Annotated in this window: 23 protein-coding genes; 16 read left to right on the plus strand and 7 right to left on the minus strand. The window is 66.6% G+C overall.

The features are described from left to right. Positions 1-6: 6 nt before the first annotated feature. The gene (locus tag ACHMXA_RS06160; protein ID WP_395319351.1) at positions 7-1,731 is read right to left on the minus strand and encodes a long-chain fatty acid--CoA ligase; all 1,725 of its coding nucleotides are present in this window, start codon (positions 1,729-1,731) and stop codon (positions 7-9) included. A gap of 187 nt (positions 1,732-1,918) precedes the next feature. Here ACHMXA_RS06160 and mnmA point away from each other — a divergent pair, with 187 nt between their 5' ends. After that, on the plus strand, positions 1,919-3,025 hold the full coding sequence (gene mnmA / locus ACHMXA_RS06165; RefSeq protein ID WP_395319353.1) for a tRNA 2-thiouridine(34) synthase MnmA: 1,107 nt from the start codon (positions 1,919-1,921) through the stop codon (positions 3,023-3,025). A 10-nt stretch (positions 3,026-3,035) separates the two neighbouring features. Here mnmA and ACHMXA_RS06170 read toward each other — a convergent pair whose 3' ends face one another. From ACHMXA_RS06170 to ACHMXA_RS06180, 3 genes are all read right to left on the minus strand, one after another. Next, positions 3,036-3,524: an NUDIX hydrolase gene (locus tag ACHMXA_RS06170; protein ID WP_395319355.1), complete on the minus strand. Its 489-nt coding sequence runs from the start codon at positions 3,522-3,524 to the stop codon at positions 3,036-3,038. A gap of 13 nt (positions 3,525-3,537) precedes the next feature. Further along, positions 3,538-3,975, minus strand: a complete 438-nt coding sequence (locus ACHMXA_RS06175; protein ID WP_395319357.1) for a DUF4019 domain-containing protein — start codon at positions 3,973-3,975, stop codon at positions 3,538-3,540. A gap of 67 nt (positions 3,976-4,042) precedes the next feature. Continuing rightward, on the minus strand, positions 4,043-4,756 hold the full coding sequence (locus ACHMXA_RS06180; protein WP_176665925.1) for a response regulator transcription factor: 714 nt from the start codon (positions 4,754-4,756) through the stop codon (positions 4,043-4,045). 449 nt (positions 4,757-5,205) lie between these two features. Between ACHMXA_RS06180 and ACHMXA_RS06185 the strand changes: the two genes are divergently transcribed. From ACHMXA_RS06185 to ACHMXA_RS06230, 10 genes are all read left to right on the plus strand, one after another. Next, positions 5,206-6,336, plus strand: a complete 1,131-nt coding sequence (locus ACHMXA_RS06185; protein WP_395319360.1) for a Re/Si-specific NAD(P)(+) transhydrogenase subunit alpha — start codon at positions 5,206-5,208, stop codon at positions 6,334-6,336. A 31-nt stretch (positions 6,337-6,367) separates the two neighbouring features. Next, a complete protein-coding gene (locus tag ACHMXA_RS06190; RefSeq protein WP_395319362.1) occupies positions 6,368-6,700 on the plus strand; it encodes an NAD(P) transhydrogenase subunit alpha in 333 nt (110 codons plus the stop codon). Next, positions 6,697-8,121: an NAD(P)(+) transhydrogenase (Re/Si-specific) subunit beta gene (locus ACHMXA_RS06195; protein WP_093203735.1), complete on the plus strand. Its 1,425-nt coding sequence runs from the start codon at positions 6,697-6,699 to the stop codon at positions 8,119-8,121. Before ACHMXA_RS06190 ends, ACHMXA_RS06195 begins: the two co-directional genes overlap by 4 nt. 100 nt (positions 8,122-8,221) lie before the next feature. After that, entirely contained in the window at positions 8,222-9,901 is a 1,680-nt protein-coding gene (locus ACHMXA_RS06200) for a long-chain-fatty-acid--CoA ligase (RefSeq protein ID WP_176665929.1), read from the plus strand. Between the two features lie 75 nt (positions 9,902-9,976). Further along, positions 9,977-10,981: an ABC transporter permease subunit gene (locus ACHMXA_RS06205; RefSeq protein WP_176665930.1), complete on the plus strand. Its 1,005-nt coding sequence runs from the start codon at positions 9,977-9,979 to the stop codon at positions 10,979-10,981. Between the two features lie 4 nt (positions 10,982-10,985). Further along, positions 10,986-11,897: an ABC transporter permease subunit gene (locus tag ACHMXA_RS06210; protein ID WP_395319364.1), complete on the plus strand. Its 912-nt coding sequence runs from the start codon at positions 10,986-10,988 to the stop codon at positions 11,895-11,897. Between the two features lie 131 nt (positions 11,898-12,028). Then, complete coding sequence (locus tag ACHMXA_RS06215) at positions 12,029-13,054, plus strand: ABC transporter ATP-binding protein (RefSeq protein WP_395319366.1); 1,026 nt, start codon at positions 12,029-12,031, stop codon at positions 13,052-13,054. Further along, entirely contained in the window at positions 13,051-14,088 is a 1,038-nt protein-coding gene (locus ACHMXA_RS06220) for a dipeptide ABC transporter ATP-binding protein (RefSeq protein WP_395319368.1), read from the plus strand. The genes ACHMXA_RS06215 and ACHMXA_RS06220 overlap by 4 nt, the downstream gene beginning before the upstream one ends. 55 nt (positions 14,089-14,143) lie before the next feature. Next, positions 14,144-15,778: an ABC transporter substrate-binding protein gene (locus ACHMXA_RS06225; RefSeq protein ID WP_395319370.1), complete on the plus strand. Its 1,635-nt coding sequence runs from the start codon at positions 14,144-14,146 to the stop codon at positions 15,776-15,778. A gap of 40 nt (positions 15,779-15,818) precedes the next feature. Continuing rightward, positions 15,819-16,559 (plus strand): 5'-methylthioadenosine/adenosylhomocysteine nucleosidase, encoded by a 741-nt coding sequence (locus tag ACHMXA_RS06230; RefSeq protein WP_395321236.1) that lies wholly within the window; start codon positions 15,819-15,821, stop codon positions 16,557-16,559. Positions 16,560-16,561: 2 nt separating this feature from the next. Here the strand turns inward: ACHMXA_RS06230 and ACHMXA_RS06235 are convergent, their stop codons facing one another. Then, complete coding sequence (locus tag ACHMXA_RS06235) at positions 16,562-17,326, minus strand: YoaK family protein (protein ID WP_395319372.1); 765 nt, start codon at positions 17,324-17,326, stop codon at positions 16,562-16,564. 71 nt (positions 17,327-17,397) lie between these two features. Then, the gene (corA, locus tag ACHMXA_RS06240) at positions 17,398-18,384 is read right to left on the minus strand and encodes a magnesium/cobalt transporter CorA (RefSeq protein ID WP_176665936.1); all 987 of its coding nucleotides are present in this window, start codon (positions 18,382-18,384) and stop codon (positions 17,398-17,400) included. 240 nt (positions 18,385-18,624) lie between these two features. Between corA and ACHMXA_RS06245 the strand changes: the two genes are divergently transcribed. From ACHMXA_RS06245 to hprK, 4 genes are all read left to right on the plus strand, one after another. Next, positions 18,625-20,745, plus strand: a complete 2,121-nt coding sequence (locus tag ACHMXA_RS06245) for an ATP-dependent helicase (RefSeq protein WP_395319375.1) — start codon at positions 18,625-18,627, stop codon at positions 20,743-20,745. 351 nt (positions 20,746-21,096) lie between these two features. Further along, a complete protein-coding gene (gene hpf, locus ACHMXA_RS06250; RefSeq protein WP_125948955.1) occupies positions 21,097-21,426 on the plus strand; it encodes a ribosome hibernation-promoting factor, HPF/YfiA family in 330 nt (109 codons plus the stop codon). Positions 21,427-21,616: 190 nt separating this feature from the next. Then, positions 21,617-22,084: a PTS sugar transporter subunit IIA gene (locus ACHMXA_RS06255; RefSeq protein WP_019655574.1), complete on the plus strand. Its 468-nt coding sequence runs from the start codon at positions 21,617-21,619 to the stop codon at positions 22,082-22,084. A gap of 98 nt (positions 22,085-22,182) precedes the next feature. Then, the gene (gene hprK / locus ACHMXA_RS06260; protein WP_093203763.1) at positions 22,183-23,142 is read left to right on the plus strand and encodes an HPr(Ser) kinase/phosphatase; all 960 of its coding nucleotides are present in this window, start codon (positions 22,183-22,185) and stop codon (positions 23,140-23,142) included. 54 nt (positions 23,143-23,196) lie between these two features. Here the strand turns inward: hprK and fur are convergent, their stop codons facing one another. Continuing rightward, positions 23,197-23,616 (minus strand): ferric iron uptake transcriptional regulator, encoded by a 420-nt coding sequence (gene fur / locus ACHMXA_RS06265; RefSeq protein WP_019655576.1) that lies wholly within the window; start codon positions 23,614-23,616, stop codon positions 23,197-23,199. 95 nt (positions 23,617-23,711) lie between these two features. Between fur and ACHMXA_RS06270 the strand changes: the two genes are divergently transcribed. Further along, positions 23,712-24,278: an outer membrane protein assembly factor BamE gene (locus ACHMXA_RS06270; protein ID WP_176665938.1), complete on the plus strand. Its 567-nt coding sequence runs from the start codon at positions 23,712-23,714 to the stop codon at positions 24,276-24,278. Positions 24,279-24,299: the final 21 nt, after the last annotated feature.

The raw sequence follows: 24,299 nt of genomic DNA on the forward strand, positions 1-24,299 counted from the left end.
CAGCCCTCAGGCCCGCTTGCGAGCTTCCTCGTCGACGAGGTCCTTCTTCGAGAGCTTGCCCACGGCGGTCTTGGGCAGCTCCGCGCGGATCTCCAGCGCGCCGATCATCTCGTGCTTGCCCAGGCGGTTCTTCAGGAAGGCCTTGAGTTCGTCGAGCGTCAGCTCGGGCGCGCCGTCCTTCAGCTTCACGAAGGCCTTAGGCGAGTGGCCGCGGTACTCGTCCGGAATGCCGATCACGCAGACCTCGGCCACCGAAGGGTGCTCGTACACCGCCTCCTCCAGCACGCGGGGATAGACGTTGTAGCCGCCGCACAGCAGCATGTCCTTGGTGCGGTCGACGATGTAGAGGTAGCCGTCGGCATCCATCTTCGCGACGTCGCCGCTGCGGAAGTAGCCGTCGGACGTCATCGAATCGGCCGTGGCCTTGGGGTTGTTCCAGTAGCCCTTCATCACGTTGGGGCCCTTGATGCAGAGCTCGCCCGCTTCGCCGAAGGCGGTCACGTCTTTGGAGGGATCGTCCAGGCTCACCAGCTTGATGCGCACCTGCGGCAGCGGCATGCCGCACGAACCGGCCTTGCGCAGGCCGCGCGCGGGCGTGAAGGTGCCCACGGGCGAGGTCTCGGTCATGCCCCAGCCTTCGTTGAGGTGGCAGCCGGTGAGCTCGAAGAAGCGCTGCTCCACCTCCACCGGCAGCGGCGCACCGCCCGAGCCGCAGAACTTGAGCGAGCGCAGGTCCATCTCCCTGGCCTTGGGGTGCGAGAGGATCGCGGTGTACATCGTCGGCACGCCGGGGAACACGCTGATGCGGCTGGCGGCGAGCTCGTTCATCACCGCGTCGACGTCGAAGCGCGTGTGCAGCACCAGCGCCGCGCCCAGGCGCACGCCGAGCAGCATCGCCGCGCTCAGCGCGAAGATGTGAAAGAGCGGCAGCACCACCAGGAAGCGCTCCTTGCCTTCGGCCAGGATAGGCGGCTCGCCCCGGGTCGATTCGTAGTATTGCGCGGAGGCCGACGTGAGATTGGCGTGCGTGAGCATCGCGCCCTTGGGCAGGCCGGTGGTGCCGCCGGTGTACTGCAGCACCACGATCTCTTCGGCGAGGTCGCCCAGCGGATAGGTCCTGTGCGCGCCTTCGCTTTTCAGCAGGTCGGCGAAGCGCACGTGCCGGTCGTTCACGGGCACCGGGGCGATCTGGCCTGCGCCCTGCAGCTGGGCCTGCACCTTGTCGCCCATCGCGCCGTAGTCGCCGAGGCTGCCGACCACCAGCGTCTTCAGGCGCGAGCTGTCGAGCAGGCGTGCCATCTGCGGGTAGAGGTTGACGAGGTCGAGCGTGACGAGGATGTCGGTGCGGCTGTCCTCGATCTTGTGGGCCAGCACGCGCTCGGCGTCGAGCGGCGAGTAGTTGACGACCGTGCCGCCGGCCTTCAGCACCGCGAAGAAGGCGATCGGATAGTGCGGCGTGTTCGGCAGGTAGAGGCCGACGTGCACGCCGGGCTTCACGCCTAGGTCCTGCAGGCCCTTGGCGGCGCGCTCGACCGCGGCACCGAGCTCGCGATAGGTGATGGCCTGGCCCATGAATTCGACCGCCGAACGGTCGGGCCAGCGCTCGACGGCCTCGTCGAGCATCTGCTGCACCGGCTTCACGGGAAGCTCCGCGTCCCAGCGCATGCCGGGCGGATAAGCGCTGATCCAGGGCGTGCTTTCGCCGAAGGAAGCTGGGGAAGGGGTGGCCATGCGTCTTGTCTCCGCTGGTTGTCGTTGCTGCAAATCGCCTGGCGGATCTGTGCCGCCTTCGTCCGAAGGCACTTTAGCGCCGGCCTTCCCGCCGCGAACCGGGCTGCTGACAAACCGGCGACACGGGTTTTCCCGATTTCCCACACGCCACGGCCCCCTTGCGCGGGGCTGGGACAATAGGGGGCTTATGGCAAAGCATCGGATCGTTGTGGGACTCAGCGGCGGAGTGGACTCCGCGGTGACGGCGCACCTGCTCAAGCAGCAGGGGCACGAGGTGGTCGGCATCTTCATGAAGAACTGGGAAGACGACGACGACAGCGAGTACTGCTCGTCGAACATCGACTTCGTGGACGCCGCCAGCGTGGCCGACGTGCTGGGCATCGAGATCGAGCACGTCAACTTCGCGGCCGACTACAAGGACCGCGTGTTCGCCGAGTTCCTGCGCGAGTACAAGGCCGGCCGCACGCCCAACCCCGACGTGCTGTGCAACGCCGAGATCAAGTTCAAGGCCTTCCTCGACCACGCCATGCGCCTGGGCGCCGAGAAGATCGCCACCGGCCACTACGCCCGCGTGCGGCTGAACGAGGCCACCGGCGGGCACGAGCTGCTCAAGGGGCTCGACCCGTCGAAGGACCAGAGCTACTTCCTGCACCGCCTGAACCAGGCGCAGCTGTCGAAGACGCTGTTCCCGGTCGGCGAACTGCACAAGACCGAGGTGCGCCGCATCGCCGAGGAAATCGGGCTGCCCAACGCGAAGAAGAAGGACTCGACCGGCATCTGCTTCATCGGCGAGCGGCCGTTCCGCGAGTTCCTGAACCGCTACATCTCCAAGGAGCCGGGCCCGATCAAGGACGACCGCGGCCGCAAGCTGGGCGAACACCAGGGGCTGAGCTTCTACACGCTGGGCCAGCGGCAGGGGCTGGGTATCGGCGGGGTGAAGGAAAAGGGCGCGCAGCGCGGCTCGGGCGACCATTCGCCCTGGTTCGTGGCGCGCAAGGACGTCGAGAAGAACACGCTGTGGGTGGTGCAGGGGCACGACCACCCGTGGCTGCTGTCGTCGCAGCTGAAGGCGGACGACGCGAGCTGGATTTCCGGCGAGCCGCCGGTGCCGGGCGGCTACGGCTCGAAGGCGCGCTACCGGCAGGCGGATGCGGCTTGCGAGATGGAAGCGGAAGCGGGAGAGGCCGGCACTTTCGGCCTGCGTTTCGGCCAAGCGCAGTGGGCGGTGACGCCGGGCCAGTCGGCCGTGCTCTACGACGGCGAACGCTGCCTTGGCGGCGGCGTCATCGTCTGAGCCTCCTCGATCAGGGCGCGGACCGCACCGATTCGTCGACGTGGACGACGTCCAGCGGGTGGCGCTTGCCGGCCAGGTGGTCCTCGATGCACTGCAGCAGCAGCGGGCTGCGATGCCGGGCGACGCTGGCCCGGATTTCATCGGCCGTCATCCACAAGGTGCGCACGATGCCTTCGTCGAGCGCACGGTCTGACTCGAAGGCGCCCAGCGTGCCCGTGAACGCGAAACGCATGTAGATGGTGTCTTCGCCGCGCTCCGCCAGCGGCCGGGAACGCGCCATATAGATGCCGATGAGCGCCGTTGGCGTGAAATGATGGGCCGTTTCCTCCAGCGTTTCGCGCGCGCAACCCTCGGCGGGTGATTCGCCGGGGTCCAGGTGCCCGGCCGGCGTGTTGAGCCGCAGGCCGTCGCTGGTCTGCTCCTCGACCAGCAGGAAGCGCCCGTCGCGCTCGATCACCGCGGCCACGGTGACGTTGGGTTTCCAGCGCGGACCTGCCATGTTTTCTGTTCCCCTATTTCAGTGCGTAGCCGCTGAAACGCCAGACGCGGTCCTGGTCGAGATGGAAGCTCACGAGTTCGCGCACCGTGCCGTCTGGCTTGCTCGCGAACCGGGTCTCGTATTCGATGCTGACGTACTGGCCGGCCGTGTCGCTGTCCGGGGCGGTAACGACCTGGCGGTTGACTGACACCCAGGTGCGCATCTGCGGCATGCCGATCTGTGCCCGGCTGCGGGCGACCTGGCTGACGAACTCGGCGCGCGTCACCCGCTTGCGCGTGGCCGGCGCGGCGCCGTCCCACAGCTCGCCGGTCTTGCCCTGGTCGATCATGTCGATCGCCTGCATGCCGCCGCGCACCATGTCGCTCGCCTCCAATATTTCCTGCGCGGCGGCCGGACCGAGCCAGCTCCAGAGCAATGTGGCGGCGAGCAGCAGCCGGATCATCGGATTCATTCGTCTCTTTCCTCGTGGCGTCGGGCGAATCGCCGCAGGCTACTTTAGCTCGCCGGAAATTCCGGGGTCAGCGTGCGTTGACTCCGGGCAACGCGTCGGCCTCGATGGTCTCGAGCCGGTAGCCCAGGCCGTAGATGGCCAGCAGCAGGAAGCCGTTTGCGGGGCGCAGGTCGAGCTTGGTCCGCAGGCGCGAGATGTGGGTGTCGAGCGAGCGCGAGAGCGCCTCGATGCCCAGGCCCCAGACGGCTTCGTGCAGATGCTCCCGCGAGAGCAGTCGGCCGAGGTTCTGGAACAGGAAGAGGGCGAGCTCGTACTCGCGGTTCTTCAGCTCGACCTGCACGCCGCGGACCTTCAGCACGCGCGAGGGCGGATAGAAGTGATACGGGCCGAAGACCAGTTCGGCCTCGTGCTGCGCCGGATAGGAGCGGCGCAGCAGCGCGTTCACGCGGGCTTCGAGCTCTCCGGCGCGGGCCGGCTTGGCCATGAAGTCGTCCGCGCCGGCGTTGAGGCCTTCGACCATGTCGGCCTCGCCGGGCTTGTCGGACACGAAAAGAATGGGAAGCCGGCTGTTGAGATCCCGGCGGATGGTCGCTACCACCTCGGGGCCCTTCATGTCGGGAAGTTTCCAGCCGAGTATCAGCAGATCGAAGGTCTGGCGGCGCATTGCCTGCAGCAGTGCCTTTCCTTCCGTGTAGGGATGGCACTCGTGATCGAGTGCCGCCATGGTCCGACTGATCCGCTTGAAGTGATCAACACCTTCATCGAGTACCGCGATTCGCATTCCTACCCCTTCTTCCTCCCTTCGTCAGCTTCCGTGAACTGGCGATTGTTAGTAGAAGTGTATCTATCTGCGACTAAGGTAAAGTTTTTGGATTTCCAAATAATGCACGCAAATCGAGTATTTCAACTTGCTTGTTAACGAAGTTAACAGCAGTTGGATACAAATGGAGATTTCGATTCACGGGCTTCCGTCAGTCATTGGAAGTACTTCGCCGGCGCTATCCGGCCGGAATCGGGCCTGCCTGCCTCGTAATGCCCGCCGACTCTTCCCGTGGACCGCTATCGAATACCCGGGTTCGCTATCAATTGAATAGCGGAAGTTATAGTATCCATAAGCTCCTCGAAGCTTTGGGATGAAAACGACAGAGCACTCCGGGGACAGCGATCGGCTGTAATCTTGCTGTAAGCTGCCGGCATTCCCCCTGTGCCCCTTGCTCTGAGGAGATCTCTATGCTGATAGGCGTGCCCGCCGAGACACTGGCAGGCGAAACCCGCGTGGCTGTTACACCTGAGACGGTGAAGAAACTTGTCGCCTCAGGGCACACCGTACGGGTGCAGTCGGGGGCAGGCGTCGCGGCCAGCGTCACCGACGGCGCCTATCAGGCCGCAGGTGCGGAGATCACCGACCAATCGGGTGCCTTCTCCGCCGACATGGTGCTCAAGGTGCGCACCCCGACCGAATCGGAAACCGCGCTGCTGAAGTCCGGGGCCGTGGTCATCGGCATGCTCAATCCCTTCGACGCGGCCGGCCTGCAGCGCCTGGCCGCAGCCGGCGTCACCGGCTTCGCGCTCGAAGCCGCGCCGCGCACCACGCGCGCCCAGAGCATGGACGTGCTCAGCTCCCAAGCCAACATCGCAGGCTACAAGGCCGTGATGATCGCGGCCGACAAGTACCAGCGCTTCTTCCCCATGCTCATGACGGCGGCCGGCACGGTGAAGGCCGCGCGCGTGGTCATCCTGGGCGTGGGCGTGGCGGGCCTGCAGGCCATCGCCACGGCCAAGCGTCTGGGCGCCGTCATCGAGGCGTCCGACGTGCGCCCGAGCGTCAAGGAGCAGATCGAGTCGCTGGGCGGCAAGTTCATCGACGTGCCCTACGAGACGCAGGAAGAGAAAGACGCGGCCGAAGGCGTCGGCGGCTACGCGCGGCCCATGCCCGCGAGCTGGCTCACCCGCCAGCAGGCCGAGGTCGCCAAGCGCGTGGCGCTGGCCGACGTGGTCATCAGCACCGCGCTCATTCCGGGGCGCGCCGCGCCGACGCTCATCACCGAGGACATGGTCAAGTCGATGAAGCCGGGCTCGGTGATCGTCGACATCGCGGCCGGCAAGGGCCCCGACGGCGTGGGCGGCAACTGCCCGCTGTCGGAAGCCGACAAGACCGTCGTGAAGCATGGCGTGACCATCGTGGGCGAGACCAACCTCGCCGCGCTCGTGGCGGCCGACGCCTCGGCGCTCTATGCACGCAACGTGCTCGACTTCCTCAAGCTCATCGTCACCAAGGAGGGCGCGCTGAAGATCGACCTCGAGGACGACATCGTCGCCGCCTGCCGCGTCACGCACGACGGCCAGGTCACGAAGAAGTAACGAAACAAGCAACGCCGTCGAGGAGAAGAACATGGACATCGTCTCTCACACAGTCATCAACCTGATCATCTTCGTGCTGGCCATCTACGTGGGCTACCACGTCGTGTGGACCGTCACACCCGCGCTGCACACGCCGCTGATGGCCGTGACCAACGCCATCTCGGCCATCGTGATCGTGGGCGCCATGCTGGCGGCCGCGCTCACCGACACGCCGCTGGGCAAGACCATGGGCGTGCTGGCCGTGGCGCTGGCCGCGGTGAACGTCTTCGGCGGCTTCCTCGTCACGCGGCGGATGCTGGAGATGTTCAAGAAGAAAGAAAGGAAGGCCGCACCCGCAGCCAACGCCGAGGGAGTCGCCAAGTGAGCATGAACCTCGTCACGCTGCTGTACCTCGTCGCCAGCATCTGCTTCATCCAGGCCCTGAAGGGCCTGAGCCATCCCACCACCTCGATCCGCGGCAACATCTTCGGCATGACCGGCATGGCGATCGCCGTGCTGACCACGGGCGCGCTGATCTACAAGCTCGCCAGCGGCAACCTCAACGGCCTGGCCTACGTGCTTGTCGCACTGGTCGCCGGTGGCGGCCTGGGCGCCTACATGGCCAACAAGGTCGAGATGACCAAGATGCCCGAACTGGTCGCCTTCATGCACAGCATGATCGGCCTGGCGGCGGTGTTCATCGCGGTGGCCGCCGTGGCCGAGCCGCATGCCTTCGGCATTGCGCTCAAGGGCGACCCGATCCCGAGCGGCAACCGGCTCGAGCTGTTCCTGGGCGCGGCCATCGGCGCCATCACCTTCAGCGGCTCGGTCATCGCCTTCGGCAAGCTCTCGGGCAAGTACAAGTTCCGCCTGTTCCAGGGCGCGCCGGTGCAGTTCGCGGGCCAGCACATGCTCAATCTCGTGCTGGGCCTGGCGACCATCGGCCTGGGGCTGGTGTTCGTGTTCACCGAAAGCTGGCCGGCCTTCTTCGCGATGCTGGCGCTGGCCTTCGTGATGGGCGTGCTCATCATCATCCCGATCGGCGGCGCCGACATGCCGGTGGTGGTGTCGATGCTCAACAGCTACTCGGGCTGGGCGGCCGCGGGCATCGGCTTCAGCCTGAACAACGCGATGCTGATCGTGGCCGGTTCGCTGGTGGGCTCCTCGGGCGCGATCCTGAGCTACATCATGTGCAAGGCCATGAACCGCTCGTTCTTCAACGTGATCCTGGGCGGCTTCGGCGGCGACGCGGCCGCGGCCACGGGCGGCGCGAAGGAGCAGCGCCCGGTGAAGAGCGGCAGCGCCGACGACGCGGCCTTCGTGCTCGGCAACGCCGAGACGGTGGTGATCGTGCCGGGCTACGGCCTTGCGGTCGCCCGTGCCCAGCACGCGGTGAAGGAACTCGCACAGAAGCTCGTCGAGAAGGGCATCACCGTGAAGTACGCGATCCACCCGGTGGCGGGCCGCATGCCCGGCCACATGAACGTGCTGCTGGCCGAGGCCGAGGTGCCCTACGACCAGGTGTTCGAGATGGAGGACATCAACGGCGAGTTCGGCCAGGCCGACGTGGCGATCATCCTGGGCGCCAACGACGTGGTGAACCCGGCCGCGCACACCAAGGGCAGCCCGATCTACGGCATGCCGATCCTGGAGGCCTACAAGGCCAAGACCGTCATCGTCAACAAGCGATCCATGGCCGCGGGCTACGCCGGCCTGGACAACGAGCTCTTCTACATGGACAAGACCATGATGGTCTTTGGCGATGCCAAAAAAGTAGTGGAAGATATGGGCAAGGCCATCGAATAGGCCGAAGGTCCCCGTCCGCGCAGCGGACGAGCTCTTCGCGGCGCCACTTCGTGCGCCGTTTTCGTTTTCAACAGTCCGACTCCCGGAGGAGACAAATCCAATGACCGATCGTCCCTGGCTCAGCAGCTATCCGCAGGGCGTGCCTGCCGATATCGATGCCTCGCAGTACCCCTCGCTGGTCGCGCTCATGGAAGAGAGCTTCACGAAGTACGCGGACCGCACGGCCTACAGCTTCATGGGCAAGGACATCAGCTATGCCGAGACAGACAGGCAGAGCAAGTCCTTCGCGGGCTACCTGCAGGGGCTGGGCCTGGCCAAGGGCGACCGCGTCGCGGTCATGATGCCCAACTGCCCGCAGTACCCGATCGCGGTGGCGGGCATCCTGCGCGCCGGGCTGATCCTGGTCAACGTGAACCCGCTGTACACGCCGCGCGAGCTCGAGCACCAGCTCAAGGACTCGGGCGCGAAGGCGATCGTCATCATGGAGAACTTCGGCACCACGCTGCAGCAATGCATCGCGAGCACGCCGGTCAAGCACATCGTGCTGGCTTCCATGGGCGACCGCCTCGGTTTCCTGAAGGGCGCGCTCGTCAACTACGTGGTGCGCAACGTCAAGAAGATGGTGCCCGCCTTCAGCCTGCCGGGCGCGGTGCGCTTCAACGACGCGCTCGACAAGGGCGCGGGCGCCTCGCTCAAGCCAGTGGCCATCGGCCCCGACGACGTGGCGGTGCTGCAGTACACCGGCGGCACCACCGGCGTGTCGAAGGGCGCGGTGCTGCTGCACCGCAACGTGATCGCCAACGTGCTGCAGTCCGAAGCGTGGAACGAGCCGGTCATGAACAAGGTGCCGGCCAACGAGCAGCCCACGGGCGTGTGCGCGCTGCCGCTGTATCACATCTTCGCGTTCACGGTCGGCATGATGCTGAGCATGCGCACGGGCGGCAAGCTGATCCTGATCCCGAATCCGCGCGACATTCCCGGCGTGCTGAAGGAGCTGTCGAAGCACACGATCCACAGCTTCCCGGCCGTCAACACGCTGTTCAACGGCCTGGCAAACCATCCCGACTTCAACACCGTCAACTGGAAGAACCTGAAGGTGTCGGTGGGCGGCGGCATGGCGGTGCAGGCCGCGGTGGCGAAGCTCTGGCTCGAGAAGACCGGCTGCCCGATCTGCGAGGGCTACGGCCTTTCCGAAACCTCTCCCTCGGCCACCTGCAACCCGACCAACAGCACCGCCTACACCGGCACCATCGGCCTGCCGCTGCCGAGCACCTGGCTCAAGCTGCTCGACGACGAAGGCAACGAGGTGCCCGCCGGCGAGCGCGGCGAGATCGCCATCAAGGGCCCGCAGGTGATGGCGGGCTACTGGCAGCGCCCCGACGAGACCGCCAAGGTCATGACGGCCGACGGCTACTTCAAGAGCGGCGACATCGGCGTGGTCGACGAGCGCGGCTACTTCAAGGTGGTCGACCGCAAGAAGGACATGATCCTGGTGTCGGGCTTCAACGTGTACCCGAACGAGGTCGAGGACGTGGTCGCACTCATTCCGGGCGTGCTCGAATGCGCAGCGGTCGGCGTGCCCGACGACAAGACCGGCGAGGCAGTGAAGCTCGTCATCGTGAAGAAAGACCCTTCGCTCACGGAGGCTCAGGTGCGCGAATACTGCAGAGCAAACCTTACGGGTTACAAGCAGCCGCGCATCGTAGAGTTTCGTACCGACATGCCGAAGACGCCGGTCGGCAAGATCCTTCGCCGCGAGCTGCGCGACGCCAAGAAGTAAGCGCGCGAGCACGCGCTGAAGTAAGGGTTCGGCCCGGGTGGGGCCAAGGCATCGATCTTGCATATTCGCGGGTCGATGCTCAGGTTTGTCTTTACCCGTTTGAGTCTGTTGGTGCCGACCTTCTTCGGCATGACACTGCTCGCCTTCTTCCTCATCCGGCTGGTGCCGGGCGACCCCATCGAGACCATGGCCGGCGAGCGCGGGATCGACCCCGCGCGCCATGCCGAGCTGCGCACCGCCTACGGCTTCGACAAGCCGGTGATCGTGCAGTACGGCATCTACATCGCCCGCGTTCTGCATGGCGATCTGGGCAAGTCGCTCATCACGCAGGACACGGTGATGAGCGAGTTCCTCTCGCTCTTTCCGGCCACCGTCGAGCTCGCGGTGTGCGCCATCCTCTTCGCGCTGCTGCTGGGCCTGCCGGCCGGCATCCTCGCGGCGGTGCGGCGCAATTCCATCTTCGACCACGGCGTGATGGCCACCTCGCTCACCGGCTACTCGATGCCGATCTTCTGGTGGGGGCTGCTGCTGATCCTGTTCTTCTCGGTGCAGCTCGGATGGACGCCCGTGTCGGGCCGCATCGCGGTGCAGTACTACGTCGAGCCCGACACCGGCTTCCTGCTGATCGACGCGCTGCGCGCCGGCGACACCGACGCCTTCTGGTCGGCGCTGCACCACCTGATCCTGCCGGCCGTGGTGCTGGGCACCGTGCCGCTCGCGGTGATCGCGCGCATGACGCGCTCGGCCATGCTCGAAGTGCTGGGCGAGGACTACATCCGCACCGCGCGCGCCAAGGGGCTTTCGCGTTTTCGCGTGGTGGGGCTGCATGCGCTGCGCAACGCGCTCATTCCGGTCGTGACCGTCGTCGGGCTGCAGGTGGGCGCGCTGTTCACGGGCGCCATCCTCACCGAGACCATCTTCTCGTGGCCGGGTGTCGGCAAGTGGCTCATCGAAGCGATCGGCCGGCGCGACTACCCGGTGCTGCAGGGCGGCATGCTGCTGCTCGGCGGCATCGTGATGCTGGTGAATCTTCTCGTCGACGTGGCTTACGGCGTCATCAACCCGCGGATCAGGCGCTGAGCTCATGGCGATCACGACACAAACCGTTTCGACCCATGGCGTGAAGAGCGCCGCACCCCCCGGCCCCTGGCGCGAATTCTGGACGGCCTTCTCGGCCAACCGGGGCGCGGTCATCGGGCTCGCCACCATCGTCGTGCTGCTGCTGGTCGCGCTGTTCGCGCCGTGGATCGCGCCGCACGCGCCGAACGAGACCAACAGCGCCGTCTTCCTCCAGCCGCCGGCCTGGCAGCAGGGCGGTTCCATGAGCTACCTGCTGGGCACCGACGCCATCGGCCGCGACATTCTTTCGCGGCTCATGTACGGCGCGCGGCTGTCGCTTTCGATCGGCGTCGCGGTGGTGGCGCTGTCGGTGGTCGTGGGCGTGGTGCTGGGGCTCGTTGCGGGCTTCTTCCGCGGGGTGATCGAGATCGCGATCATGCGGCTGATGGACATCGTGCTCACGCTGCCGAGCCTGCTGCTGGCCATCGTGATCGTCGCGATCCTCGGGCCGGGGCTCATCAACGCGATGCTCGCGGTGGCCATCGTGGTGTTGCCGCACTACGTGCGCATCACGCGCGCCGCCGTCATCGCCGAGGTCTCGCGCGACTACGTCACGGCCGCGCGCGTGAGCGGCGCCGGCACGCTGCGGCTGATGTTCCGCGAGGTGCTGCCCAACTGCGCCGCGCCGCTGATCGTGCAGGCCTCGCTCGGCATCTCCACCGCCATCCTCGACGCGGCGGCGCTCGGCTTCCTCGGCCTCGGCGCGCAGCCGCCATCGCCCGAATGGGGAACCATGCTGGCCGACGCGCGCGAGTTTGTGCTGCGCGCGTGGTGGGTCGTCACCTTTCCCGGCATGGCGATCCTCGCGGCCGTGCTCGCATTCAATCTTCTGGGCGACGGGCTGCGCGATGCCCTCGACCCCAAGCTCAAGCGCTAGCATGAAGCACACCCCCAGGCTTGCCCACTTCGTGTGGCCGCCAACCCCCTTGCAGGGGGCAACACCAGCGGCCCGGCAAAGCCGGTTCCGCGGTGTTCCTGGAACAAGCCTTTCGGGCCGGAGTCACTGAGATGCCCTTGTTGGAAATAAAGGATCTGCACGTCGAGTTCCCGACTCAAGGCGGCGTGCTGCATGCGGTCGACGGCGTGAGCTTCAGCCTTGAGGAGGGCGAGGTGCTCGGCATCGTCGGCGAATCGGGCTCGGGCAAGAGCGTCACGATGATGGCGCTGATGGGGCTCGTCGGCTTCCCGGGCCGGGTTCGTGCGGAGCACATGCGTTTCGCCGGCAACGACCTGCTCGGCATTTCCGACAAGGCGCGCCGCACGCTGGTCGGCAAGGAGGTCGCGATGATCTTCCAGGAGCCGACAACCAGCCTCAACCCCTGCTTCACCATCGGCTTCCAGCTGATGGAGACGCTGCGGCTGCACCTGAAGCTCGACAAGCGCGAAGCGAAGAAGCGCGCGACCGAGCTGCTGGAGCAGGTGGGCATTCCGGCCGCATCGTCGCGCCTGGGCAGCTATCCGCACCAGCTCTCCGGCGGCATGAACCAGCGCGTGATGATCGCGATGGCCATCGCCTGCAATCCGCGCCTCCTGATCGCCGACGAGCCGACCACGGCGCTCGACGTGACCATCCAGGCGCAGATCCTCGACCTGCTGCGCGACCTGCAGAAGGAGCGCGGCATGGCGCTGGTGCTCATCACGCACAACATGGGCGTGGTCAGCGAAATGGCGCAGCGCATCGCCGTGATGTATGCGGGCCAGGTGATGGAGCACCAGCGCGTCGACCGGCTCTTCGCCCAGCCGCAGCATCCCTACACCGAGGCGCTGCTGGCGGCGCTGCCCGAGCGTGCCGCGCCCGAGGGACGCCTTGCCACCATCAGCGGCGTGGTGCCCGGCGTGCACGACCGGCCCGCGGGCTGCCTGTTCGCGCCGCGCTGCAGCTACGTCACCGAGCGCGCCTGCCAGGTGCGTCCGGCGCTGCGCGAGTCGCACGGCGCCGAGGTGCGCTGCCACTTCCCGCTCGGCGATCCGGGGCGCGCGCAAGCCATCGCGAGCGATCCGCCGAAGCACCGGACGGTAGAGGTCGCGGCATGAGCGAAGCATCCACCGAAGTGGTGGTCGAGGCGAAGAACCTCCAGCGCACCTACGACATCCGCCGCGGGCTGTTCCGCGCGCCCTCGCAGCTGCGCGCGGTGGGCGACATCTCCTTTCGCATCGAGCGCGGCCGCACGCTGGCGGTGGTGGGCGAATCGGGCTGCGGCAAGTCGACGCTCGCGCGGATGGTCGCGCTGATCGAGAAACCCACGGCGGGCCAGCTCACGCTGGTCGGCGCGGACGCGGTGAGCCCGCCGGCGGAGCGCAAGCGCGAGCTGCGCCAGGCCGTGCAACTGGTTTTCCAGAACCCCTACGGCTCGCTCAACCCGCGCAAGAAGATCGCGACGGTGCTCGAAGACCCGCTGGCCATCAACACCAGCATCGGCAAGCAGGAACGCGCGGCCAAGGCGCGCGACATGCTCGCGCGCGTGGGCCTGCGGCCCGAGTACGCCAACCGCTATCCGCACATGTTCTCGGGCGGCCAGCGCCAGCGCATCGCCATCGCCCGCGCGCTGATGCTGAGCCCGCGCCTGCTGGTGGCCGACGAGCCGGTGTCGGCGCTCGACGTGTCGATCCAGGCGCAGGTGCTGAACCTGCTGGCCGACCTGCAGGCCGAGCTGGGTCTGGCGTATCTCTTCATCTCGCACGACCTGGGCGTGGTGCGGCACATCGCGCACGACGTGCTGGTTATGTATCTCGGCCATGCGGTAGAGCAGGGGCCGAAGGCGCGCATCTTCGCGCGGCCGCTGCATCCGTACACGCAGGCGCTGCTGGCGTCCACGCCGGGGCTCAGCAGCCAGCGCATCGTGCTCAAGGGCGAGCTGCCGTCGCCGCTGAATCCGCCATCTGGCTGCGTGTTCAGCACGCGCTGCCCGCACGTGCAGCCGCGCTGCCGCGAAGAGCGGCCGCTGCCGCGCATGCTCGACGAGCGGCTGGTGGCCTGCCACTTTTCGGAGAAGTTCCTCGAAGGTGCGCCGCCCGTGCGAGCCGATGTTCCCTCCGCCGCCTACGTCGCGACGGCGGCGAATCCGTAGTGTTCCCTCAGTTCCCGTTCCCGCAGTTCTTTCAACCGTGAATCAAGGAGTCCACATGAAGACCCAGCCCACCGTTTCGCGCCGCTCAAAAAGCCTGGCGCTCCTGGCACCGACAGCGCTTGCAGCCCTTACCCTGGCCTGCGGCGCGGTGTCCGCCAAGACGCTGGTGTATTGCTCGGAAGGCAGCCCGGAGAATTTCTATCCGGGCATGAACACCACCGGCACCTCGTTCGACGTGACCACGCAGGTCTACAACACCATCGTCGAGTTCGAGCGCGGCGGTACCAAGGTCGTGCCCGGCCTCGCCGAAAAGTGGGACATCTCGGCCGACGGCACGGTCTATACCTTCCACCTGCGCAAGGGCGTGAAGTGGCACACCACGAGCAAGAGCTTCAAGCCCACGCGCGACTTCAACGCCGACGACTTCATCTTCATGCTGGAGCGGCAGTGGAAGGAGAGCGACCCCTTCTTCAAGGTCACGAGCCAGAACCACTCCTACTTCAACGACATGGGCATGCCCAAGCTGCTGAAGACGGTGGACCGCATCGACGACTACACCGTGAAGATCGTGCTGAACCAGCCCGAGGCTCCGTTCCTCGCGAACCTGGCGATGCAGTACGCGGGCATCCAGTCGAAGGAATACGCCATCGCGATGCTGAAGGCCGGCACGCCCGAGAAGGTGGACCAGGACCCGATCGGCACCGGCCCCTTCTACCTCGTGCAGTACCAGAAGGACGCGATCATCCGCTTCAAGGCCTTCCCGCAGTACTGGGGCGGCAAGGCCAAGATCGACGACCTCGTGTTCGCGATCACGCCCGACGCCTCGGTGCGCTGGGCCAAGCTGCAAAAGGGCGAGTGCCACGTCATGCCCTACCCGAACCCGGCCGACCTCGACGCGATCCGCAAGGACCCGAACGTGCAACTGCTGGAGCAACCCGGCCTGAACGTGGGCTACCTCTCGTACAACACGACGAAGAAGCCCTTCGACGACGTGCGCGTGCGCAAGGCCATCAACATGGCGATCAACAAGAAGGCCATCATCGACGGCGTGTACCTGTCGACCGGCGTGGCCGCGAAGAACCCGATTCCGCCGACCATGTGGTCCTACAACGACGCGGTGAAGGACGACCCGTACGACCCCGAGGCCGCCAAGAAGCTGCTGGCGCAGGCCGGCTTCCCCGACGGCTTCTCCACCGACCTGTGGGCCATGCCGGTGCAGCGCCCGTACAACCCGAACGCCAAGCGCATCGCCGAGCTGATGCAGGCCGACCTCGCCAAGATCAACGTCAAGGCCGAGATCAAGAGCTTCGAGTGGGGCGAGTACCGCAAGCGCCTGCAGGCCGGCGAGCACCAGATGGGCATGCTGGGCTGGACCGGCGACAACGGCGATCCGGACAACTTCCTCTACACGCTGCTGGGCTGCTCGTCGGCCAAGTCGGCCAGCGGCAGCAACATCTCGAAGTTCTGCTACCAGCCGTACGAAGATCTGGTGGTGAAGGCCAAGAGCGCCACCAAGCAGGCCGACCGCGACGCGCTCTACAAGAAGGCGCAGGTCATCTTCAAGGAGCAGGCGCCGTGGTTCACCATTGCGCATGCGGTGCAGCTCAAGCCGGTGCGCAAGGAGGTCGTCGATTTCAAGCTGAGCCCGTTCGGCCGCCATACTTTCTACGGTGTGGATATCAAGCAGTAAGCCGGACGTGAGTGTCGCGCCCATCGCGATCGTTGCGGCCATGCACGAGGAGCTGGGCGCGTTCCTCGCGCTGATGCCCGACGAGCAGCGCGTGCGCGTTGCGGGCCGCGACTTCTGGGTGGGCCATTTGCATGGCCGGCCGGTGGTCGCGGTGCTGTCGCGCATCGGCAAGGTCGCGGCGGCGATCACGGCCACGGTGCTGCTGGAGCGCTTCGGCGCGCGGGCCATCGTGTTCACCGGCGTCGCGGGCGGGCTCGCGACGGGCGTGAACGTGGGCGACGTGGTGGTTGCGACGCAACTGCTGCAGCATGACCTGGACGCCTCGCCGATCTTTCCGAAGTACGAAGTGCCGCTGATGGGGCTGTCGCGCTTCGCTGTCGACGCTGCCATGTCCGACGCGCTGGCGGCCGTTGCCGAAGAGACGCTGCGCGATCCGATGGCCCTGGTGGGGCAGGAGACCATCGACGAGTTCGGCCTTCGTTCGCCGAAGGTGCATCGCGGCCTGCTGGTGAGCGGCGACCGCTTCGTCTCGACCACCGCCGAGAGCGCGGCGCTGCAGCGCGCCTTGCCCGATGCGCTCGCGGTCGAGATGGAGGGCGCCTCGGTCGCGCAGGTGTGCCACGACTACGGCGTGCCCTTCGCGGCGATGCGCACGATCTCCGACCGGGCCGACGATGCCGCGCACGGTGATTTCTCGCGCTTCGTCGTTTCGGTCGCGAGCCGCTACAGCCTCGCGCTCGTCGATGCGTGGCTCGCTTCGCTGCCGGCGGAACTCGGCTGAATTCAGCCGAGCGAGGGCGTGCGGCGGCGCGGGATATCGCGCAGCAGCGGCGGGATCGACAGCGCCAGCAGCAGCGCCGCCAACGGCACCACGCACACGAAACCCACGTACTTGAAGCCCAGCGCGCCCACCGCGCCGCCGAGCACGAACATGCCGACCAGCCCGCCCGCGCGGCGCATGCGGCTGCGGTCGTGGCGCACGGGCAGGATCGGCGCCGGTGCCGACTTCGGGCGGCGGTTCCAGTAGAGCATCTTGCCGATCTCGATGCCCATGTCGGTGATGTTGCCGGTCATGTGCGTGGTGCGGATGCTGCCGCCCGATGTCTTGGACGCCACCGCGTTCTGCAGCCCCATGATGAAGGACAGCAGCAGCACGGTGAGCGGCACCGCGAAGGGCGTCGCCCAGGTCAGCGTGATGGCGCCCATGAGCCCGAAGGGAAACATCAGCGCCGCCTCCAGCATCAGCGGCAGGGCGTACACCCCGTGCATGCGGTGCTGGCGGCCCCAGTTCACGAGCACCGCGCAGACGGCGGCGCCGCTCAGGAAGGCCAGGATCGCGCCCAGCGCATTCAGCAGCAGCTTGACGTTGCCCAGCACCATGCCGTCGGCCAGCTGCGAGGCGAAGCCCGTCATGTGCGAGGTGTACATGTGCAGGACGAGGAAGCCGCCCGCGTTGATTGCGCCGGCATTGAAGGCCAGCAGCAGGCCCAGCGCGATGTTGGTCGACGGCGCGCGGTGGCGGTTGGTGAGGAAGCGGATTCTGCGCACTGTGGCTCTCCAGGTCAGCGCTTGCTGCCGGCCACTCTAGCACCGGCCGCGCGGCGCTTCTTCTCTTCTTCCTACTTCAGCCAGCCGCGCCGGCGGAAGTACCACATCGGCACCAGCGCGCTGGCCGCCATCAGCACGATGGCATAGGGGTAGCCCATGGCCCAGTCGAGCTCGGGCATGAACTTGAAGTTCATGCCGTAGATGCTGGCGATCAGCGTCGGCGGCAGCAGCGCCACGCTGGCCACCGAGAAGATCTTGATGGTCTTGTTCTGGTTGATGTTGATGAAACCGACGGTCGCATCCATCAGGAAGTTGATCTTGTCGAAGAGGAAGGCCGTGTGGTTGTCCAGCGACTCGATGTCGCGCAGGATCTGGCGCGCTTCCTCGAACTGCTCGGCGTTGAGCATCTTGCTGCGCATCATGAAGCTGACGGCGCGGCGCGTGTCCATCACGTTGCGGCGGATGCGCCCGTTCAGGTCTTCCTGCCGCGCGATGGCGCCGAGCACCTCGCCGGCCAGCTCGTCGCTGACGTTGCCCGACAGCACCTTCTTGCTGGCGGCCTCGAGCTCGTCGTAGATGTTCTCCAGCGAGTCGGCCGAGTATTCGGCGTCGGCGTCGAAGAGCTTGAGCATGACTTCCTTGGCGTCCTCGATCAGCCCCGGCGCGCGGCGCGCGCGCATGCGCAGCAGGCGGAACACGGGCACGTCCTCGTCGTGGATCGAGAACAGCACGCCGCGGCTGCGCAGGTCGGTGTTGTGCTGGTTGAGGATGAAGGCGACGCGCACGGTGCGCGGGGCCTCGTCGTCGTCGATCAGGAAGTCGGAGCGGATGTGCAGCTCGCCGTTGTCTTCCTCGTAGAAGCGCGCGGACTCCTCGATGTCCTCGTCCATCGCGTCTTCGGGAATGGACAGGCCGTAGTACTGCTTGATCCAGCGCTTTTCCTCGAGCGTGGGCGATTCGAGGTCGACCCAGATCGGCTGGAACTTGGAGAGCTCTTCGAGGGCCTCGATCTCTTCCTGGACGAGGCGGCCGTTGGCGAGCGTGAAGATGTTGAGCATGGGGCTCACTCCCGGGAATGACTGACTGGACGATGGGCGAGGGAGGGGGCGCTTTCAATTCCCCGGCCCGACGCGCGCGGCAAGCGCGAAAGAAACGTCAGCGAAAGGGAGTTGAAAGCTGCCGAGACGGGGCGGTTTCCATTGGAAAAATCTCCGGGTTGCAGCGAGGCGCGATTATGTCACCGGCCACATGTAGCCAGGGTGGCCGGACTGGACGGGCATACAGTAAAGTCGTGCGCCATGCAGACCACTGCGCTCCCCGTTTTTCCACCCGTGCCGAAGACCCAGGCCGAACGCCTGGCCGATGCGCTCGCCTCGCTCAACGAGGCGCAGCGCGCCGCGGTCGAGCACGGCGTGAGCGCCGCCACCACGGGGCGCGACGAGCGGCCGCTGCTGGTCATCGCGGGCGCCGGCTCGGGCAAGACCAGCACGCTGGCGCACCGCGTCGCAACCCTCATCGCCGGCGGGGTCGATCCGCAGCGCCTGCTGCTGCTGACCTTCTCGCGCCGCGCCGCACAGGAAATGGAGCGCCGCGCCGGCCGGGTGCTGGCGCAGGTGCTCGGGCTGAAGTCGGAGGCGCCGCCCGCGCTGCCGTGGGCGGGCACCTTCCATGGCATCGGCGCGAGGCTGCTGCGCGAGTACGCACCGCAGATCGGACTCGACGAGAACTTCACCATCCACGACCGCGGCGACGCCGAAGACCTGATGGGGCTGGTGCGCCATGAACTCGGGCTGTCTTCCACCGTCAACCGCTTTCCGCGCAAGGGCACCTGCCTGTCGATCTATTCGCGCTGCGTGAACACCCGCGCGCCGCTGGCCGACGTGCTGAAGGAAGCCTTTCCCTGGTGCGGCGAGTGGGAGGCCGAGCTGAAGAAGCTGTTCGGCGCGTACGTCGAGGCCAAGCAGCGGCAGAACGTGCTCGACTACGACGACCTGCTGCTCTACTGGGCCGAGATGGCGGCCGAGCCCGCGCTGGCCGCGCACATCGGCGCGCGCTTCGACCATGTGCTGGTCGACGAATACCAGGACACCAACCTGCTCCAGGCGGCGATCCTGCTGGCGCTCAAGCCCGACGGACGAGGCGTGACGGTGGTGGGGGACGACGCGCAGTCGATCTACTCATTCCGCGGCGCCACGGTGCGCAACATCCTCGACTTTCCCTCGCAGTTCACGCAGGACGCGCGCGTGGTCACACTGGAGCGTAACTACCGCTCGACGCAGCCGATCCTCGACGTGTCGAACCGCGTCATCGCGCAGGCCGCCGAGCGGCATGCCAAGACGCTGTGGACCGACAAGCCCTCGGCCGGCAAGCCGCTGCTGGTGCTCGTGCCCGACGAGGCGGGGCAGGCGCGCTGGGTGGCCGACAAGGTGCTGGCGCACCGCGAGGGCGGGCTGGCGCTGAAGTCGCAGGCGGTGCTGTTCCGCACCTCTTCTCACAGCGCGGCGCTCGAACTCGAGCTGGCGCGTCGCAACATCCCGTTCGTGAAGTTCGGCGGGCTCAAGTTCCTGGAGGCCTCGCACGTGAAGGACCTGCTCGCGGTGCTGCGCTTCGCGCAGAACCCGCGCGGGCGCATGGCGGGGTTCCGCGTGACGCAGCTGATACCGGGCATCGGCCCCGCCACCAGCGCACGCCTGCTCGACGCGATGGAGCAGGCCGCCGACCCGGCCGCGGCCGTGCGCGACTTCGTGCCGCCTTCGGCCGCCCGCGCGCAATGGGCCGACTTCGTCGAAGCCTATGCCGCCCTGCGCGCGCCGGGGCTCAGGTGGCCCGCCGACGTCGAACTGGCGATGGACTGGTACCTGCCGCACCTGAAGCGCCTGTACGAGGACACCTCCGGCGTGCGGCGCGCCGACGTGGAGCAACTCGCGCGCCTCGCGGCAGGGTATGCCTCGCGCGAACGTTTTCTTACCGAACTCACGCTCGATCCGCCCGAAGCCACGAGCGACCGCCCGGGGCCGCCGCTGCTCGACGAGGACTACCTGATCCTCTCCACCATCCATTCGGCCAAGGGTCAGGAATGGAATTCGGTGCACGTGCTCAACGTGGTCGACGGCTGCCTGCCGGCCGACGTGGCCCAGAGCGCGCATGAGCTGGAAGAGGAGCGGCGCCTGCTCTACGTGGCAATGACCCGGGCGCGCGACCACCTTCACCTGCTGGTGCCGCAGCGCTTCCACATCACGCAGCAGGCGGCGCGGGGCGACCGGCACCTGTATGCCAACCGCACGCGCTTCATCGCCGATGCCGACCTGGAAGGCTTCGAGCAGCAGACCTGGCCGCCCCCGCCGGAGCGGCCGCCGGCGGTGCCGCCGCCCAGTTCGGTGATCGACCTGCGCAACAGGATGCGGGCCGCCTGGCGCTGAGTTGGGGACGGCATGGGCAGGCCCTTGTGCCGGCATGGTCACCGGCTCGCCGGCACTGAAACACTTGTTTCCAAATCGCGGCATCGCCAGTCCCGCGCGTGCCCGCAGCTATCGATTCGCTAGCGTGTGAAAAGCTGCTTACGAAGCGGCAAAACCCCGGGCAACTCAGGTATTGCAATACCGTGACAGCTTGGGCATAGTGAATCGACCTTCCCCTCTTTCTCATCTCTTCCCACCCCCTCTTTTCTTCTTTCTCAAGACCCCCAGAGAGAACTCCCGTTTCGTTTCGCCGGCCAAGCCGCATTCCGCGGGGCGGCCATTTCCCCAACCGTCAATTCCAGGAGGTCATTCATGAATTTGACGATCAGCGGTCATCACCTCGACGTCACACCTGCCTTGCGCACCTACGTCACGAGCAAGCTGGACCGGGTCATCCGACATTTCGACCAGGTGGTCGATGTGAAGGTGATCCTCACGGTGGAAAAGCAGAAGGAAAAGGAACGCCGCCAAAGGGCGGAATGCAACATCCACGTCAAGGGCAATGACATGTTCGCGGAGTCGAGCCACGCTGATCTCTACGCTGCGGTCGATGAACTGGTCGACAAGCTCGACCGCCAGGTGGTGCGCCACAAGGACCGCCTGCAGGACCACCATCACGCTGCGCCCAAGCGCGTGATGTAGGAGCCCCCGGGCTCGCATCGAAGGCCGCCTCCGGGGCGGCCTTTTCTTTTTCCGACTGTTGCACTAGGGTTTTTGGCAGGCGTCCAGAGAGGAGCGCGAGGCCTTCAGGCAACGTGTAGACAGAAAGTAAATAGGGGGACTGGGGGTTTTTACCAAGCGGGTGCATAATCGCCCCCGCTCTGCACCCACCATGAATCGACTCGCGTCCATCCTGCCGCCCGCTCAAGTGCTTGTGAGCGTTGACGCTACCAGCAAGAAACGTGCTTTCGAAGAAGCCGGCCTGCTGTTCGAAAGCCTTCACGGTCTGGGCCGTGCCCTCATCACCGACAGCCTGTTCGCGCGCGAGCGCCTCGGCTCCACCGGCCTGGGCCACGGCGTTGCCATTCCGCATGGCCGCATCAAGGGCCTCAAGTCGCCGATGGCCGCTGTGTTCCAGCTGGCCAACCCCATCGGCTTCGACGCCCCCGACGAGCAACCCGTCGCATTGCTGATCTTCCTGCTGGTGCCCGAAGCGGCCACGCAGAAGCATCTCGAAATCCTCTCCGAAATCGCCGAGCTGCTGAGCGACGCCAGCCTGCGCGAGCAGATCAAGTCCAGCACCGACGCCACGGCCCTGCACGACCTGATCGCCGGCTGGCAATCCACGCAGGTCGCCTGAGCGCATGCGTTGGCGCGCGCGGCTGCTGATAAGCTGCGCGGCTCCTTCTTCCCTCATTCCACCGCAAAGCCGGCGCCTGCGCGCCGTCTCCTGAACGCATGAAGCCGACCGTCATCAGCGCCGATGCCATGTTCGAGGAGTTCCGTGGCTCGCTCCGCTGGGAATGGCTCGCGGGGCTGGGCGCGTCGGAGCGCCAGTTCGATCCCGAGGTCATCAGCCGCGCCCAGTCGGCCGCCGACCTGGTCGGCTACCTCAACTACATCCACCCGTACCGCGTGCAGATCCTCGGCGCCCGCGAGGTGGCTTACCTCACGCGCGGCAGCGAGGAAGACTGCGCGCGGCGCATCGCCCGCATCGTCACGCTGGAGCCGCCGATGCTGGTGCTGGCCGACGGCCAGGCCGCGCCCGACGAGCTGCTGTCGATCTGCGAGCGCGCCCAGCTGCCGCTCTTCGCGACGCGCGAGTCGTCGGCCTTCGTGATCGACCTGCTGCGCGCCTACCTGTCCAAGCACTTCGCCGAGCGCACCTCGATGCACGGCGTGTTCATGGACATCCTGGGCATGGGCGTGATGATCACGGGCGAGTCGGGCCTGGGCAAGAGCGAGCTGGGGCTTGAGTTGATCTCGCGCGGCAACGGCCTCGTGGCCGACGATGCGGTCGACCTCTACCGCATCAACCAGAACACCATCGAGGGCCGCTGCCCCGACCTGCTGCTGAACCTGCTGGAAGTGCGCGGCATCGGCCTGCTGGATATCCGCGCGATCTTCGGCGAGACGGCGGTGCGCCGGAAGATGCGGCTCAAGCTCATCGTGCACCTGGTGCGGCGCGACAGCTTCGAGCGCGACTACGAGCGCATGCCATCGGCGCCGCTCACGCAGGACGTGCTGGGCATCCCGGTGCGCAAGGTCATCATCCAGGTGGTGGCCGGGCGCAACATCGCCGTGCTGGTGGAGGCCGCGGTGCGAAATTCGATCCTGCAGCTGCGCGGCATCGACACGTATGCCGACTTCGTGGCGCGGCACCACAAGGCGATGGAAAACTCCCGCGACGGGGATTGATCGACTCGTCGGATGCGGCCGCCTCCGGGGCCGCGTTTCCTGCTTCGGTATGTATCAGCGCTTCTTGGCGCAGTCTCCACACAAACCGTAAAGCGACATGGCGTGATCCTGCAGGATCCAGCCCTTGTCCTTGGCGATCATCTGCTGGCGGCGCTCGATCTCGGCGTCGTAGAACTCCTCGACCTTGCCGCAGGAGGTGCAGATCAGGTGGTCGTGGTGGGTGCCTTCGTTCAGCTCGTAGACCGCCTTGCCGCTTTCGAAGTGGCTGCGCTCCAGGATGCCGGCCTGCTCGAACTGGGTGAGCACCCGGTAAACCGTGGCCAGGCCGATGTCGGAGTGTTCGTTGAGCAGCACGCGGAACACGTCTTCCGCCGTCATGTGCCGCTGGCTGCCGGTCTGGAAGATCTCCAGGATCTTCAGGCGGGGCAGGGTGGCCTTGAGGCCGGTGTTCTTGAGTTCGTCGATGTTGGCCATGTTGGTTCCTGCGCCCCTGGCGGGGCCGCGGCGAAAGGCCCCGAAAAGGCCAGCCGCTACAATGGCCGATCATATCGCTACCCCCTTTTCCTCCCATGCCTGCCAACTTCCAACGCCGGCCCTGGCTGCTGGCTGTCGCCGTCGCGGCAACGCTCGGCCTCGGTGCCTGCAGCGGTTTCACCGAACGCACGCGTGGCGCGCTGGCCGCCGTAACCCCCTACAAAGTCGAGGTGGTTCAGGGCAATTTCGTGTCGAAGGAACAGGTCGCGGCGCTCAAGCCGGGCATGTCCCGCCAGCAGGTGCGTGAAATCCTCGGGACCTCGCTGCTGAACGACGTGTTCCATGCCAACCGCTGGGACTACGTCTTCACCATCCGCCGCCAGGGCGTCGAGCCGCAGGAGCGCCGCCTGACGGTGTACTTCAACGGCGAGATCATGGACCGCTTCGAGGGCGACGAGATGCCCAGCGAGGAAGAATTCGTCGCCACGCTCGATACCCGCAAGAAATCCGGCAAGGTGCCCGCGCTCGAAGCCTCGGAAGACGAGCTCAAGAAATACGCGCCCAAGGACGACGAGAAGAAAGCCGGTGCCTCCAAGGACGCGACGTCGGCTTCCCTGCCGCCGCTGCCGGCCGCCTACCCCCCGCTCGAAGCCGCGCGCTGAGCGCGCAGGAGCATCGGCGGC

It is taken from the genome of Variovorax sp. UC74_104 (genome assembly GCF_044055375.1).
Taxonomy (GTDB): domain Bacteria; phylum Pseudomonadota; class Gammaproteobacteria; order Burkholderiales; family Burkholderiaceae_C; genus Variovorax.